Below are 14171 nucleotides of genomic sequence, written 5' to 3'. Positions count from 1 at the left end.
GATGCGGGCGCGGACACACGCCGGGCTTAGCGCGGAGCCGCAGCAGGGTCAGCCCAACCCGGCCAGTATCTCGGCGGCTCCCTCGGCCAGCGGTGTGACCACAGAACCATCGGCGGGGCTCAGAATGTGCAGCGCCGTGACCAGAGCCAAGTTGTCGCCCGAGCGGATCAACACGATGTCGCTGTCGATCGGGAAACCGCCCGCGTCGCCGGCCACCCCGTAGCCGTAAGACTCCGGGCCGAACGACCCCAGATCTCTGCTCACATAACCGAGGTTCACAGGCGTGCCGTCGTCGAGTTCTGTCGAGAACTCGACGCACTCGGCGACAGCCTGCTCGTAGCGGCCGATGATGGTGTCTGCGTCCCCGGGCTCGAGGACATAGATCGTGACCTGTCCGTTCGGCCCCAGCTGCGGGTCGCCCGGATAGCTCTGGGATGTGGCACTGATCGGTTCGATGCCTTCGAGCGTCGTGATACCAGGGCACAGATCGGCCAACGGTGGCCCGTTGCCAGCCATCCTCAACCCTGGCGGCGCGGCAGGCATTGCGTCTGCGATTGCTGGATCGGGCCCGCCTGGTACGGGCTCTGCGGGTGCCTCGGTTGTGGTCGTGGTGGTGACCTCCGGGATCTCGACGAAACCGGTCGGTACATCGTCGAGCGGCTCGGCGCCTTCCAGCCAGACCTCGTGCCACCACACCCGGCCCGACCCGCGGCGTTCGCCCACCTGCCCGTCGGGGTAGGTGAAGTTCTCTACACCGTGAACCTCGGGGCGCCCCAGAACCAGGGTCGAGCCCGAAGCCCACCAATACACCGTCTGGGCATCGGCTGTGATGCGTGCGATGTCGGCGGCAGCGGCCTTGCGGGTGTCGAAGTCGAGGCTCGTGCGCAGGGTTTCGAGCGCTGCGTCGATGGCCGGATCGGTGAAGTTGGTCCAGTTCAACACCTGGTTCGACCCATAGCGCGTGCGATAGATCGACAACGGGTCCTGCTCGCTGCCGTCGGCCCAGCACGCGATCTGGAAGTCGCCCTGGAACAGCGGCTCGCTGGACGTGCCGATGATCTGGTTGACGAAGCTCGCCTGCTCGGTGGTGCGGATCTCGACCTCGAATCCGACGTCGCCCCACTCCTGCTGGAACAACTGGGCGGTGTCGAGGTTGATCGGGTCGGTGTTGCAGTCGTAGGTGAAGCTCACCGGCTCGCCCACGGACTTGCCGTCGCTGCGGCCAGGGTCGTTGATGTACTCGTCATAAAGCCGCTGGGCCTCATCGGGGTCGAACCTGGCATAGCCCTCGCCCGCAGCCTCGTCGTACCACCGGCTCGACGAGTTGTAGTACTGGGTCCGGAACTCGGCCACGCCGGACAGGTTCGGTGGGCGCAGCGCATTTGCCTGTTCGGGGTCGAGGGCGTGTGCAGCGGCCCTGCGCATGCGAACATCATCGAATGGTGGCACCGCGGTGTTGTAGATGTTCAGAGCGGCGCCGTTGCCGATGAACTCGTAGGGCACGAAACCCTGTTCGATCAGAGCGGGCCCTCCGTCGGGTCCACCCTGGGTGGCCATGTCGAGATCGCCGGCCTCGAGGCTGGCACGACGAGCGGTTCCGTCGGGAAGCACCCGGAAACGAATGCGATCGAGGTAGGGGAGGGTGCCGCCGTCGGGTGCCGAGCGCCAGTAGTTGGGGTTGCGCACCACCACGACCTCGCTGTCGCGAATCCACGATTCGAACATGAACGGCCCGGTGCCGATGGGGTTGTCGACCGAGTCTTCAGGTCCGAATGCGCGCCCGGCGGTGGGGGAGAACACGGCGCCGGTCGCTATCCCGGCCAGCACCTCCTCGAACGCCGGGTCGGGGCCTGTCAGGAAGTAACGAACCGTGTACTCGTCGACCACCTCGGCCCGGTCGATGGTGGACGACGAACCGAACGGACCCTCGTGCCACTGGGTGATCATGTCGACGGCGGCCTGGGCGTTTACCTCGGTGCCGTCGTGGAACATGATCCCCGGCCGTATGGGCATGGTCCACTCGGACGCATCGTCATTGGGTGTGGCACGCGCAGCGGCCACCACGGGGATGAGCTCGCCACCTCCGGTCTGGTCGTACCAACGGTCGTACAGGGCGTCCATCACCAGGAACCCGGCCGAGAACGCGGTTTCGGCACTGGGCGGATACCAGCCGGAACTCTCGGCGACGATACCCACCGAGATCTCGCCACCTCGGGTGATCTCCAAGCCGGTCTCGTCAGGAGCCGCCTCGGTGGTGGCCGACGAGATGTCTTGGCCCGTGCCCGAGTCGTCGGGCGACGACCCGCCGTCCGAGTCGCTGTCGCCAGACGAGCACGCGGTGGCTGCGAAGGCCAGCACCGCCAGCAAGATGATCAGCAGACGATTCGGTTTCATTGGTTCCCCCTAGGTGGCCGGACCCAGCCGGTCATATCTGAGCTTCGCGCACTTGCAGCCGTCTGCGCAGGCCATCGCCCAGCAGGTTCAGCGACAAGATCGTGAAGAACATGGTGGTGTCCGGTACCAGCGCCACATGAACAATGTCGTCGGCGAACGCACGGTTGCCGTCGGCGATCATCCCTCCCCAGGTGGCTTGGGGAGGTGGAACGCCAAAGCCCAGGAATGCGATTGCGCCCTCGGCCACGATCACCCCGCCCAGGGCCAACAGCCCGAACGTCACCAGGGTGATGAGCACCTCGGGCAGCAGAACCAGCCCTACGACCCTGGGGGTGGTGGCGCCCATCATCTGCGACGCAGCAACCCATTCGCGCTGTTTCAACGAGATCGCGGATGCTCGGGCGAACCGGGTGTAGGCCGGAATCGCCAGCAGGCTGAACACGATGGTCAGCACCTTCAGCGACTGACCGACCATGGCGATGACACCGAGCAGCACGACCAGCGCCGGGAATGACAGGGCGATGTTCACCACCGCCATCGCCGCGGCTTCGATCTTGCCGCCGAAGTAGCCGACCGTGGTGCCCAACAGCCCACCCACCGAGATGCCGACGATGACGGTGACAAAGCTGATGATCATCGAGATCCGCGATCCGTCGACCAGGCGGGCCAGGATGTCGCGGCCCAGTTGATCGGTGCCGAGCAGATGGCCTTCCGACAAGACGGGCAGGTACTTGTCGGCGGGGCTGATGCGGTCGGGGTCCGGCAACGGGAACAGATCGCCTGCAACCGCAGCCACCACCACCAGCGCGAACCATACAGCCGCGGCCCAAAACAGCACGCCGTAGCCGTCGCCACCTTTCGAAACCGCCTCCACGGGTCGCATCGACTCAGCCACGTCGGATCCTCGGGTCGGTCAGCCGATAGGCGATGTCGACCAGGAAGTTGACCACCACGTAGGCGCTGGCGACCACCAACACCGTTCCCTGCACCAGAACCAGATCGCGCCTCGAAATCGCCAGCAACATCGTGCGGCCGATGCCGGGAAGGCCGAAGATCTGTTCGATGATGACAGCGCCCGTCATGGCGCCAGCGATCTGCAACCCGACCAGGGTCAGCATCGAGGTCAATGCGGCGGGTAGAGCGTGCCTGAACAAGATGTAGGGGGTGGTCAGGCCCTTCGCCCTGGCCGTTTCTACGAACCCGCTCTGGAGAACCTCGATCATGTCCGAGCGCAGCACCCGGGTCAGTACGGCGATTTCGCCCAGCGCCATCGCCGATACGGGCAGGATCAGGTTCTTGAGATTGGTGAACGGAGACTCGGTGAATGGCACCCATGCGGGCGCAGCCGGGACCAGCTTCCATTTCACGGCGAACACGATCAGCAACACGATGGCGATCAGGAAGCTGGGCAGGGAAAGCACTGCAAAGCTGGTCGAGGTGATGATTCTGTCGACCAACCCTCCTTGGCGCCATGCGCTGACAACGCCGAGCGGAATCGACACGACGATGCCGATTCCGATGGCCAACACCGCTAGTTCGATGGTGATCGGAAGCTTTTCGGCCAGCACACTCGAAACGTCCTGGTTGAGATCGGTCGAGCGGCCCAGATCGCCCTGGAGCACACCTGCCAGCCAGTTCGCGTAGCGCACGACCATCGGGTCGTCGAGCCCCAACTCGGCTTCGAGTGCCGCTATCGACTCGGGTGTGGCCTGGTCGCCCAAGATTCGAAGTGCGGGGTTGCCGCCTGGCACCAGCGATAGCAGCAAGAAGCTGAGCAGCGACACGACGAACAACACCAACAGCAGTTCGGCGAGTTTTCTGACCAGAAGCTTGACCATCGTCCCCCGACCCCTCCCAAGGGGCTGGCAGAACCGTAGTCGCTGTGCGCGCCGATTCTCGACTCGGCTGGGCCTTCTGGCAGAATCGACGAAGTTTCACGAGGAGGCGCGATGACCGATACCGCAGCACCGTCCCAGATTCCCCTTGTCGACTACCTGGTGCTCGGCGACCAGCCTCACCTGGTAGCCAACGAATGCACCAACTGTGGGGCTCGTTACTTCGATCGCCGCAACGCGTGTGCGGGGTGCTTCGCCACCGAGTTCCGCAAGGTCGACATCGACACCGAAGGCGAGGTCGTGTCGTTCACCATCGTCACGATGGCATCACCGGGTGTCGAGGTGCCGTTCGTCTCGTCGATCATCGACTGTGGCGGCACCAGCGTCAGGGCCAACCTGCGCAACGTCGAACCCGACGATGATCACGTCAAGCTGGGCATGAAGGTCCGGCTGTGTACCTATTCGATGGGCACCAAGAACGGTGTCGAAGGCATCGGGTTCGGTTTCGAACCCGTCAGTCAGGACAGCATCGGGTTCGGTTTCGAACCCGTCAGTCAGGACAGCATCGGGTTCGGTTTCGAACCCGTCAACAACTGAGGGGGAGGAACCACTTATGGCCGAGGATGTTTGGATTCTTGGAATCAACATGACCAAGTTCGGCAAACATTTCGACAAGGACACTGTCGATCTGGGAGCCGAGGCCGCCATGGCGGCCATGAAGGACGGCGGCGTGACCATGGCCGACATGGGCATCATGGCCGCGGGCAACCTCAGGGGCAGCGGATCGTTTGGCCAGCAGCTGCAAAAGCAGATCGGCCAGACGGGTATCCCGGTCTACAACGTGTCGAACGCGTGCGCCACGGGTGCCACCGCGCTGCGCACCGTGATCATGGCCATCAAGGCCGGCGAGTGCGACATGGGCCTGGCGGTCGGTGTCGAGAAGCTGGCAGGCGCCGGACTGCTGGGTGCCACCGCCCAGACCGACCAGGACGAGTGGACACCCGAGGGTCGCGTGGGCGCCATCGCCCCAACCGACGGCCGTGTCGGCACCGCCAACATGCCGGGAACCTTCGCCCAGGTCGGCATGGAATATGGCCACAAGTACGGCGACGTCGGCTTTGAGACCTTCGCCCGCATCAGCCAGAAGAACCACAAGCACTCGACGCTGAACCCGCTGGCGGCCTACACCAAGGAGATGTCGCTCGAGCAGATCATGGGCGACATCATGATCGCCTACCCCAACACGCGTCCGATGTGTTCTGCCAACTGCGACGGCGGTGCTGCGGCGGTGGTGGTGTCCGACTCGAAGCTGAAGACCCTGTCGCTCGAACAGCAGCGCCGTGCGGTCAAGATCAGCGCTTCGGTGCTGACCTCCGATCCCTACACCGAGCGCTGCCAGGTGCTTCCCGACGTCAACACGCTGACCAAGCGGGCCGCCGCGCAGGCATACGAGCAGGCCGGCATCGGCCCCGAAGACCTCGACCTGGTCGAGTTGCACGACTGCTTCGCCACCGCAGAGTTGGTCCACTACGACAACCTCGGTCTGTGCGAAGAGGGCGGCGCCGTCGACTTCTTCGAGTCGGGGGCGCCCTGGCGCGACGGCTCCAAGCCGGTCAACGTGTCAGGCGGTCTGCAGAGCAAGGGTCACCCGATCTCGGCCACCGGCATCGCCAACATCTGGGAGGTGTGCCACCACCTTCGGGGCGAGGCGGGCGACCGACAGATCGAGGGCGCAAAGGTCGGTCTGGCCCACGTCATCGGCCTGGCCTCGGCCTGTGGCGTTCACATCCTCGAGAAGTCGGCAGCCTGACACCCACAGGTCGATTCCAGCCGGTCGTAGGGACGCTCGCGTACCTGCTCGATCGCAGCACCAACAGGGTGCTGATGATCCGCAGGGATGCGCGTCCCGACGACGACCACTTCGGCAAGGTCAACGGTCTGGGAGGCAAGGTCGACCCGGACGAAGGTGTGGTCGAAAGCCTGCGCCGCGAGCTGCGTGAAGAGGCCTCCGTCGAGCTCGAATCGATCGAACTGCGCGGCACGATCACCTGGACCAACTTCGGTCCCAAGCGCGAGCAATGGCTGGGGTTCGTGTTCCTGGTCGACTCGTGGTCTGGTGACATTCCCCAGGCCAATCATGAGGGCAGCCTGGTGTGGATCGAGCTGGAACGCCTCATGGCTGCCTGTTCGGCCGACGAGCGCACTAGGCGTGACGCCGACCTGCCCATGTGGGACGGCGACAGGCATTTCGTGCCACTTGTCTTCGACGGCGAGCCGGGCGTGTTCCACGGCACCATGCCCTACGACGGTGACCGGCCGCTGGCGTGGCGCTACGAGAGGATCTGACCCTCGATGGCCTGATGCGAGTCAGGCGACTACGCTGAGCGTTCATGAAACGACGTTGGTTGGTTCCATTCACTGTGGTTCTCGTCCTCGTCGGCACTTTCGGCACCGGTGCGGCACCCGCTGGAGCTGACGTGAACCACGGGGGTCTCGTCCCCGAAGAGCCCCTGGCAGGTGTCCCGCGCGTTGCCGACGGCATCGTCTGGGCCCAGGCACGCGTAGGCAACCGCATCGTCGTCGGTGGCTCCTTCACCCAGGTCGAACTGCCCGACGGCACGCTCGTCGATCAGCCGTACCTGTTCGCCTACGACATCGAGAGCCTGGCATTCGACTTCGGCTTCGACCCTGTGGTCGAAGACGCGGTTCTGGCACTAGAGGCAGATCCGGATGGTTCTGGCATCTACGTGGGCGGTCAGTTCAAGCAGATCGACGGGGCGTGGCGGCTCAGGTTCGCCAAGTTGACCAACGATGGCGAAGTCGACCTCGGCTTCAGCGCCGACGTCGACGCCAGGGTCATGGCGATCGCCGCCGATACCCAGCGGGTGTACATCGGTGGTGCCTTTTCGTGGGCGGGCGGCCAGCCGCGATCGGGCTTTGCCGCTCTCGACGCCGCGACCGGTGAGGTCGACACGCTGGTGGCCGACTTGTCGGGAGACCTGGGCAAGGCCGGATCCGGAACGGTGAGGGCGCTCGATATTCACCCCGACGGTTCGACCCTGCTGATGGTGCATGCGAGCCGCTATGTGAACGGGCTCGAGCGTCCGGTGGCGACGATGATCGACCTCGGAGCCGACGCAATCACCGATTGGCGCACCGACTGGTATCTGTTCGCCGGACCACGTTGCTCCCAGGGAGCGGTGCAGGTGCGCGACGCCGAGTTCTCTCCCGATGGCTCCTACTTCGTCATCGTCGAAAAAGGCAACTGGAGCTGTGACAAGGCCATCGCCTTCCCAACCGCAGACGGTCCCGGGCTCGAGGAGAACCTCTGGGTAACGGCGGCGTTCGATTCGGTGTACTCGGTGGGTATCTCCGACGCTGCCGTCTACATCGGAGGCCACTTCTGTTTCGTCGAAGGCCTGGGTCCGATCGCCACCGCCGACGTGGCCGGCTACCCGTTCGTGCCCAAGCCCGCCGCGTGCGAGTCGGGCGGCAACGAGAACACCGCCGGCATTCAGGCGCGCTATCAGATTGCCGCCCTCGATCCGGCTACCGGTGACCCGCTCGATTGGAATCCCGGTGTCAATGCTCAGCAGGCCGTGTTCGATCTCGAGGTTCTCGATTCGGGGTTGCTCATCGGCCACGATCGCGACCGGGTGAACACCTTCCGAACCGGCAGGCACGCCTACCTGCAGTTGTTCGACCCGGTGTTGGTGGATCCGCCCGATCCGAACCCCGATCCGTCTTGTTCTGTCGAGCTCGACGCGGCGGACAATCCGGTGCTCTCCTGGGACCAGATTCCGGGGAACGACCGCTGGCAGGTTCGCCGAGACGGCTCGTGGCTGGCCACCATCGAAGGGGCAACCACATTCGGCGACACCGCAGCGGCTCCGGGCGCGCACAGCTACGTCGTCCGCTACAGGATCGACGACAACACGACCGATCTGACATGTGATCCCTCGCCCATCGTCGTTCCCGACGATCCGGGGCCGGGTGGGCAGTGCCTCGTGGTGTTCGACGCAAACGGGGCGACCATCGGTTGGGATGACGTCGACCCCGACAGCAGGTATCAGATCAGGCGCGATGGGTCGTGGGTGGCGACTACAAATGGCCTGACGACCTACGTCGACCCCTTCGGGGCACCTGGCGACACGTACGTGGTCAGGTATCGCCTGGACGGGTCGGTCTTCGATCTCGATTGCCAGCCCGTGTAGGAGATCTGGCGCTCAGGTGAGCCGCTGGTGTGCCGACAAAGTCGGTATGCCGCGTTTTCGAACCTTGACCCTGCCCGATGCGGCCCCGGCGCCGGTGCTGGAGCCCCAACCCGGGGGCCTGCTGCCGCGGGCGTGTCGCGAGTGTGAGGTCACCTGGTACGGCTGCTCTGACGACACCTGCTGGTGCTGTGAGGGTCCGGGCCAGGATGGGCCGCTGCGCTTGTTTGCTTCGCGGCGCTGACCCGCGGCCGCAAAGGCCCTAGGCCAGCACTGCGCGCAGATCGGCGATTTCGGACTCGAGGTCTTCGAGCATCTCGTCCGACGGCGGGAACGACAGGTCGACAGCTTCGAAAGAGTCGATGGGATCGGCGATCGGTTGTGTGGTCGAGGGGTGTCCGCCCGCTTCGGCCAGAGCGATTCCGGCGATCACGATGCGGGTGAGGCGGCTGGTTACCAGAGCCGACGGGTTGTTGTGCGACGACACGACATCGACGATCGACGGCGGGAAGTGCAGGTACTCCATCACCTGGGCGCCAAGCTGGTCGTGGCTCGAACCGAACACCGCACGTTCGGCCGTCAGCGACAGATAGACGTGGCCGTTGTCGTCTTCGACCACGGCCTCTTGCCAGCGGGGGCGAGCAGCGCGGTAGAGCAGGGGAGAGCCCACGTCGTGCAACAGAGCGGCGCTGAACGCGTCCGAAGCCCTCACGCCGACCTGGCGGGCTACAACCGCCGCGCCCGCAGCCGATGCGATGCTGTGTTCGAAGAACCCGTCGGGCATCTCACCGGCCGGGTCTCCCAAGCCGAGCGAGCCCGATGCGGCCAGAGCGCGAACCACGTTGAAACCCACGACCATGACCGCGCCCCAGGGATTGGTGACGGGGTTCTTGACCGCGAAGAAGGCCGAGTTGGCCAACGTCAACAGCCGAGCGGTCATCGACGGGTCGGCCTCGATGACACGAGCGATGTCGCGACCCTCGACGTTGGGATCGTCGAGCAGCGACAGCAGTCGCATGGTCGCCGAGTCTTGCTCGGGCAGTATCGAGAATTCTTCTACGAGGGTGGCTAGCTGCAATGACATGGGGTCCTCGATGGATGTGCGGGTACAAACCCATCGGACCGACTTGGGGTCGAGTTGAGTGCTGGAAATCTTCGATTCATCTGAGCTGTCCGCGTTCGGCCGCCGCGACATCGGGCCTGGCCACCAACAGGTAGACGATCGCGATGATCGGTCCACCGATGAGGGTGACCCCTCCGGCCACCATCAGCGTCAGCCACATCACCCGGTTCCGCTGAGCCAAACCCCAAGCCCAACCAGGCCTCCTGGCCGCGTCCAGGAAGGCAGCGGCGGTCAACAGCAGGGGGCTGGTTATCAGGATCCACCAGATAACCGCCCACAGAACCGAGGTCATGACCCGGGCCCCAAGGTCATATTGGGTACGTTCGTAATCGTGACCAAGCGCCTGTTGACCCCGCTGATACTCGTGTCGCTGCTGGTTGCGGCAGTGGTGTCCACGCCGGCGTCAGCATCGCAGGTCGACGACGGACGAGACGAACCGGTGGTGCTGGGCACCCTCACCGGCACCGTTGCGGCAACCTACCTGACATCGGACGCGAACGCGTCCGATGTCGACCCCAACCGCATCTGCACCGACGAGATCGACCTCGACGCCCAGATCGGCCAGGTGCTGATGCCCGGAGTCGACTGGGAACGGCTGGGCGAACTGGCCGATCTGGTTTCGCGCGGCCGAATCGGTGGCTGGGTGGTTCTGGGCACTCCGGACAGCACCCTCGCCGGCGAACTGGCCGCGCTGCGGCAGCTGGCGCCGATCGAGCCCCTTGTGGCTGTCGACGAGGAGGGTGGGCGCGTCCAGAGGCTCAGGAACGTGCTGTCGAGGCTGCCGTCGGCGGCCCAGATGGCAGCCACGCTGACACCAGACGAGTTGAGCGAGGCTCTCACCGCTCACAGCCGCGACATGGCCGCCCTGGGCTTCGACGCCAACCTGGCTCCGGTGCTGGACGTCGGCGGCGGTCCGGGTATCGGCGACCGGGCCTTCGGCGATGAGGTGCCCGTCGTGGTCGAGTACGGGTTGGCGGCCATGCATGGCGTCGAGGCCGGCGGCCTGATCGCGGTGGTGAAGCACTTCCCGGGTCATGGGTCGGCCTCGGCCGACTCGCACGAGGAGCTGCCGTTGGCGCCCACGCTGGCAGAGCTCGAAGCCCGCGACCTGGAGCCATTCCGGCAGGCGATCGCGCAGGGCGCCAGGGCCGTGATGGTGGCCCACCTCGATGTTCCCGGGCTCAGCGACGGCCTGCCCACGTCGCTTTCGAACGCGGCCGTGGAAGGCCTGTTGCGCAATCAGATGGGCTTCGACGGGCTGATAATGACCGACTCGCTCGACATGGACGCGGTAACCGATCGGTGGACCACCCCCGAGGCGGTCGAGCTGGCCATACTGGCGGGCAACGACATCGCGCTGCTCGGCAATGCCGACGAGGTCGACGCAATACACCTGAGGCTGCTGGACGCCGTGGCGGCCGGTCGCATCGATGCAGACCGGCTCGCCGATTCGGTCGCCAGGATTCTGGTGGCGAAGGGTTTGTTCGCCTGTGCCCTGTGATTTGAGGGGGCTGTGATTCGAGGGTCGGTGATCTGGGGGCGCCAGATCAGAACATGATGACGTTGCGGGCGATGGAGCCCGTCTTCATCTGCTCGAAGCCCTCGTTGATCTCGTCGAGGTGGATGTGGCCCGAGATCATCTCGTCGAGCATCAGCCGGCCGTCCATGTACATGTCGACCAGGCGGGGCATGTCGGTGCGGAACTGGTTGGAGCCCATGTTCGACCCCTGGAGCTTCTTTTCGCTCAACAGCTCGACACCGTGGATCTCGACGTTGGTGCCCACCGGAATCATGCCGATGATGGTGGCCGCGCCGCCTACTCGCAGCATCTGGAACGACTGCTCGGCGGTGGCCTTCAGGCCGACGGCCTCGAACGAATAGTGGACGCCACCGCCGGTGAGTTCCTTGACCGCCTCGACGGCGTCGACCTGGCCCGAGTTCACGGTGTCGGTGGCGCCGAGCTGGCGGGCGATCTCGAGCTTCGAATCGATCATGTCGACGGCGATGACACGGCCTGCGCCCGCAATGCGAGCACCCTGGATGGCGCCCAGGCCGATGCCGCCGCAGCCGATCACGGCCACGGTCTCGCCCGGACGCACACCGGCGGTGCGAAACACAGCGCCTACGCCGGTCATGATGCCGCAGCCGATGAGAGCGGCGCGATCGAGGGGCATGTCGGGGCGGATCTTCACCAGCGCATGCTCGTGCACCAACATCATCTCGGCGAACGAGCTGAGGTTGAGGAACTGCCACGCCGGCTCGCCGTCGATGGTGAGCCTCGGAGGCTCGCTGGGGCCTCGGCCCAGTTCGCCCGCGCCCTTGCCGGAGCACAGCGACGGCCGACCCTCGAGGCAGTACGAGCAGTGACCGCAGAACACCGACAGGCAGCTGATGACATGGTCGCCCGGCTTGAGGTAGGTGACATCGCTGCCGACCGCCTCGACCACGCCGGCCGATTCGTGGCCCAGGATCGCCGGCGTCATGTAGGGGTACTTGCCCTCCATGAAGTGGAGATCGCTGTGGCACAGACCGGCCGCCGCGGTGCGAACCAGCACCTCGCGCGGGCCTGGCTTGTCGACCGAGGCCTCGACGATGTCGAGGTTTCCAGGAATGGTGTTGAGAACTGCAGCCTTCATCAGACCCCGTTTCGAGTGGCTAGGGATGGGGCGAGACTACAACGGTGGCGACACCTGACCGAAACGGGTCTCAGGGATCGGTGGTGGTGGTGGAGGTAGCCGCCCCGCCGCTGTCGACATCGTTCAACACGGCATCCCACTGGGCCAGCAGGTAGGCGACGAGTTCTTCATCTGCGGTGCCGGGTACCGGTGTCGCCTCGACGGTCGAGGGATACAGCTCGTCGAGTTCGCTGACGATCAGGTCGGCGCGGGCGGGTCGCGAGCCAAGTGCGTCACCGAGGTAGAACTGGAACTCGGGCGAGATGATGGTGTCGATCAGCCTGCCTGCGGTACGGCGATCGCTGGCCCCCTGGACTATGGCGGCGTACGACACCACGCGCAGGCAGCCGTCGTCGATGGCCTCGGTCTCGAGCAATTCTGGGGTGTTGTGACGCAATCTGGCCGTCACCACCGGCATGCCGGCGGAGGCGACAACAGCTGTTTTTGTCCCTTCCAGATTGCCCTGTGTGAAGTCGCCGAAGTATGCGTCGCGCCAGGTCGGGGCGATCGACATGCCGTTGAGGTAGAGGTCTCGCAGCACCGCCGTCCACGAGCTCGCCGAGTTCGGATCGTCGCCGAAACGCTGCCACAAGGCGAGCATGAAGTACTGACCCAGCCGGTCGTCGTGCGGGTCTGGCACGACGAGCTGGTCGGCGAACTCTGGCCTGGTGAGGTCCAGTATCGAACCCGGCGCTGACAGCGCCTGGGCTTGTTCGCCCTCTGGGATGGCCAATTCGGCCCCGTCGGGCAGCGCGGCCTCGATCTGTGCCAGCCGCTCCTGCTCTTCGGGGTCGAGAGGTTCGGGTCGATAGTGCTGGGCGTCGAGATTCAAGCAGACGTCGAGGGTGCTGACCGGGGTGAGCCTGTCGTCGTCGACCAGCAGTGTCGGGTCGAGTTTGTCGACCTCAATCGCTCTGTACGGCGTGACGAGGCCCTCGGAGATGACCCGGTCGACCGAAAGGCTGTCGATTCCCAGCACGACATCGGCCACCGGTGTGTCGCGTGTGCGCGACAACAGCTCGACCACGGCCGCCGGGTCTGGTTCGCGCAACACGGCCACCCTCACACCGGTGCGTTCGGTGAAGTTGTCGAGTGTTTCGGACGGGATGACGAAGTCTTCGTGGGTCAGCAGCCGTACCGTCTCGACCTCGGGGCGGGTCGACCCGCAACCGGCCGCAATGGTCGCCATCGCCATCAGGGCCAAGACCGCGCGGGCCAGCGGGTGCCTGCGGCGTGATCTGTAGGGGCTCAACGGTTGCACAGCGCCAAGACGATGCCAGACGCAACGCTCACCGTGGGATCACCCTGGGTCGCCAGGTTGCTGAGCCCGCGACTGCTGGTCGGCTCGAGGGTTGCATCGACGAGGTCCCAGCGAAATCCCGACGCACTGACGCGCGCTGGGCCGCCTATCGCGAGCAACGACACGGTGGCGCCCGCCTGCACCGGCAGGCGTCTCGAGCGGCCGGCATGAACGGGTGTCATCGATTTCTTGTCGTCGCCCAGCCAAACCTCGATGTCGGCCAATCGGGGCGAGCACGCCACGGCGACGTTGATCAGTGAGTGGTCGACCCGGCCGCCAAGAGCTGCCCAGATGAGTATTTGGTCGCATTCGCGCTCGATGGCCAGGTCCAGGGCGAGTTCGAGGTCGCTGACGTCCTTGTCCGGGGGGTGCGTCAGTACGGTTGCGCCGCTGTCACGGGCCCAGCGGATGGCCTCGGCCGAGGCCGAATCGAGATCTCCGACCACCAGGTCGGGTGGCATGTTCGACGCCTGCAACAACGCTGTTCCGCCGTCGGCTGCGATGACGATGTCGGGGCGACCGCTGCCGGCCAGTTCTGCGGGCAGCGATGAGGTTTTCGAGCCGTTGGCGACGATCAGCGCGCGCACAGGCCCATTGTGGCCGAGCGACCGCATTTGTCGCGATCTGGCCACT

At 65.3% G+C, this 14171-nt stretch carries 13 protein-coding genes; 5 read left to right on the top strand and 8 right to left on the bottom strand.

What is annotated here, in order from left to right; genetic code table 11:
* Nucleotides 1-48: 48 nt before the first annotated feature.
* Genes R2770_20280 through R2770_20270 form a run of 3 tightly spaced genes read right to left on the bottom strand, consistent with a single transcriptional unit; the run spans nucleotide 49 to nucleotide 4232 of the window.
* A complete protein-coding gene (locus R2770_20280) occupies nucleotides 49-2394 on the bottom strand; it encodes an ABC transporter substrate-binding protein (protein ID MEZ5282802.1) in 2346 nt (781 codons plus the stop codon).
* 31 nt (nucleotides 2395-2425) lie between these two features.
* The gene (locus R2770_20275; GenBank protein ID MEZ5282801.1) at nucleotides 2426-3289 is read right to left on the bottom strand and encodes an ABC transporter permease; all 864 of its coding nucleotides are present in this window, start codon (nucleotides 3287-3289) and stop codon (nucleotides 2426-2428) included.
* The gene (locus tag R2770_20270) at nucleotides 3282-4232 is read right to left on the bottom strand and encodes an ABC transporter permease (protein ID MEZ5282800.1); all 951 of its coding nucleotides are present in this window, start codon (nucleotides 4230-4232) and stop codon (nucleotides 3282-3284) included. Before R2770_20270 ends, R2770_20275 begins: the two co-directional genes overlap by 8 nt.
* A 111-nt stretch (nucleotides 4233-4343) precedes the next feature.
* Between R2770_20270 and R2770_20265 the strand changes: the two genes are divergently transcribed.
* The 4 genes from R2770_20265 to R2770_20250 are packed head-to-tail and all read left to right on the top strand — an operon-like array spanning nucleotide 4344 to nucleotide 8443.
* Nucleotides 4344-4826, top strand: coding sequence for an OB-fold domain-containing protein (locus R2770_20265; protein ID MEZ5282799.1), 483 nt, complete (start codon nucleotides 4344-4346; stop codon nucleotides 4824-4826).
* Between the two features lie 16 nt (nucleotides 4827-4842).
* Nucleotides 4843-6039, top strand: a complete 1197-nt coding sequence (locus tag R2770_20260; GenBank protein ID MEZ5282798.1) for a thiolase family protein — start codon at nucleotides 4843-4845, stop codon at nucleotides 6037-6039.
* The gene (locus R2770_20255) at nucleotides 6003-6575 is read left to right on the top strand and encodes an 8-oxo-dGTP diphosphatase (protein MEZ5282797.1); all 573 of its coding nucleotides are present in this window, start codon (nucleotides 6003-6005) and stop codon (nucleotides 6573-6575) included. The genes R2770_20260 and R2770_20255 overlap by 37 nt, the downstream gene beginning before the upstream one ends.
* A gap of 44 nt (nucleotides 6576-6619) precedes the next feature.
* A complete protein-coding gene (locus tag R2770_20250) occupies nucleotides 6620-8443 on the top strand; it encodes a hypothetical protein (GenBank protein MEZ5282796.1) in 1824 nt (607 codons plus the stop codon).
* A gap of 259 nt (nucleotides 8444-8702) precedes the next feature.
* Here R2770_20250 and R2770_20245 read toward each other — a convergent pair whose 3' ends face one another.
* Entirely contained in the window at nucleotides 8703-9524 is an 822-nt protein-coding gene (locus tag R2770_20245; protein MEZ5282795.1) for an HDOD domain-containing protein, read from the bottom strand.
* Between the two features lie 76 nt (nucleotides 9525-9600).
* On the bottom strand, nucleotides 9601-9855 hold the full coding sequence (locus R2770_20240; GenBank protein ID MEZ5282794.1) for a hypothetical protein: 255 nt from the start codon (nucleotides 9853-9855) through the stop codon (nucleotides 9601-9603).
* 39 nt (nucleotides 9856-9894) lie between these two features.
* Here R2770_20240 and R2770_20235 point away from each other — a divergent pair, with 39 nt between their 5' ends.
* Complete coding sequence (locus R2770_20235) at nucleotides 9895-11064, top strand: glycoside hydrolase family 3 N-terminal domain-containing protein (protein ID MEZ5282793.1); 1170 nt, start codon at nucleotides 9895-9897, stop codon at nucleotides 11062-11064.
* A 46-nt stretch (nucleotides 11065-11110) separates the two neighbouring features.
* Here R2770_20235 and R2770_20230 read toward each other — a convergent pair whose 3' ends face one another.
* The 3 genes from R2770_20230 to R2770_20220 form a co-directional block, all read right to left on the bottom strand.
* Nucleotides 11111-12199: a Zn-dependent alcohol dehydrogenase gene (locus tag R2770_20230; GenBank protein MEZ5282792.1), complete on the bottom strand. Its 1089-nt coding sequence runs from the start codon at nucleotides 12197-12199 to the stop codon at nucleotides 11111-11113.
* 70 nt (nucleotides 12200-12269) lie between these two features.
* The gene (locus R2770_20225) at nucleotides 12270-13499 is read right to left on the bottom strand and encodes a substrate-binding domain-containing protein (protein ID MEZ5282791.1); all 1230 of its coding nucleotides are present in this window, start codon (nucleotides 13497-13499) and stop codon (nucleotides 12270-12272) included.
* The gene (locus tag R2770_20220; GenBank protein ID MEZ5282790.1) at nucleotides 13487-14125 is read right to left on the bottom strand and encodes a thiamine diphosphokinase; all 639 of its coding nucleotides are present in this window, start codon (nucleotides 14123-14125) and stop codon (nucleotides 13487-13489) included. The genes R2770_20225 and R2770_20220 overlap by 13 nt, the downstream gene beginning before the upstream one ends.
* Nucleotides 14126-14171: the final 46 nt, after the last annotated feature.

This window comes from Acidimicrobiales bacterium (genome assembly GCA_041394185.1).
Taxonomy (GTDB): Bacteria; Actinomycetota; Acidimicrobiia; order Acidimicrobiales; family Poriferisodalaceae; genus JAAETH01.
This window is presented reverse-complemented; position numbering and strand designations above follow the sequence as displayed.

Coding starts and splice junctions, on each gene's coding strand:
- R2770_20280 (MEZ5282802.1), bottom strand. CDS start 2,394: ATGAAACCGAATCGTCTGCTGATCATCTTGCTGGCGGTGCTGGCCTTC.
- R2770_20270 (MEZ5282800.1), bottom strand. CDS start 4,232: ATGGTCAAGCTTCTGGTCAGAAAACTCGCCGAACTGCTGTTGGTGTTG.
- R2770_20265 (MEZ5282799.1), top strand. CDS start 4,344: ATGACCGATACCGCAGCACCGTCCCAGATTCCCCTTGTCGACTACCTG.
- R2770_20260 (MEZ5282798.1), top strand. CDS start 4,843: ATGGCCGAGGATGTTTGGATTCTTGGAATCAACATGACCAAGTTCGGC.
- R2770_20250 (MEZ5282796.1), top strand. CDS start 6,620: ATGAAACGACGTTGGTTGGTTCCATTCACTGTGGTTCTCGTCCTCGTC.
- R2770_20245 (MEZ5282795.1), bottom strand. CDS start 9,524: ATGTCATTGCAGCTAGCCACCCTCGTAGAAGAATTCTCGATACTGCCC.
- R2770_20240 (MEZ5282794.1), bottom strand. CDS start 9,855: ATGACCTCGGTTCTGTGGGCGGTTATCTGGTGGATCCTGATAACCAGC.
- R2770_20230 (MEZ5282792.1), bottom strand. CDS start 12,199: ATGAAGGCTGCAGTTCTCAACACCATTCCTGGAAACCTCGACATCGTC.